The sequence below is a fragment of the Vibrio sp. 1069 genome (genome assembly GCF_033340555.1).
Window position 1 is genome coordinate 1 of sequence record NZ_JAWOWP010000331.1, and the last position, 723, is coordinate 723.

Genomic DNA, 723 nt, shown 5'->3' on the forward strand with positions numbered 1-723 from the left:
CGCGTGATGCCAGTATTTATTACGTAAAAGGCGAATATCGTATTTCACTAGACCAAACATCGCTACTGCAACCCGCGTTCACCTACATCAACCAAGATGCGGATGGAAAAGCAGAATCGTATGACTCTTATGCCTTTGACGTAAGTTGGTTTAAGTTCATCAACCGTCATCGTTTAGCCTTAACAGCTGGCTATGCACTCAAAGATTATCAATCGGCGAGCCAAACTTTTGCGAAAACGCGCAGTGATGACACCTTGAGCTTGTTTGCCGCTTACGAATACCAAAACGTGTTTGATTGGCAAAACTGGTCGTTCATTTCCTTCGCGGGTTATAGCCAAACCGATTCAAACATCACCTTTTATGACGAAAATGAATACCTTTTGTCGTTAGGCTTTAACTACAGCTTCTAACATGGTTCTCGCGGCGAACATGTGAATACTCGCCGCGAACTCCTCTCAAATGACCACTACACGGCTTGAGCCGTGAGTTGTTTCAGCAATCGGTCCATCGCGCGATACCCGAGCGCTTCCGCCAAATGAGAACGCTCAATCTGCTCAGCACCTTCTAAATCCGCTATCGTGCGGGCCACTTTAATGATGCGATGATAGGCACGAATCGATAACCCCAGCCGATGGAGTGCAGTTTCGAGAAACTCCGCATCGCTTTTTTGCAACGGACAAAATGCCTCAATCTCACGGCTGCCAAGCAGTGCGTTTACTTTGC

At 47.0% G+C, this 723-nt stretch carries 1 protein-coding gene and 1 pseudogene; one reads left to right on the forward strand and one right to left on the reverse strand.

All coding sequences use genetic code 11. The annotated features are described in order from the left end of the window. A partial coding sequence (locus R7040_RS26320; RefSeq protein WP_318097556.1) for a DUF2860 family protein occupies positions 1-410 on the forward strand: 410 nt, incomplete at its 5' end. A 56-nt stretch (positions 411-466) separates the two neighbouring features. Here the strand turns inward: R7040_RS26320 and R7040_RS26325 are convergent. After that, positions 467-723 (reverse strand): annotated as a pseudogene (locus tag R7040_RS26325) (ATP-dependent protease); the annotation flags it as partial.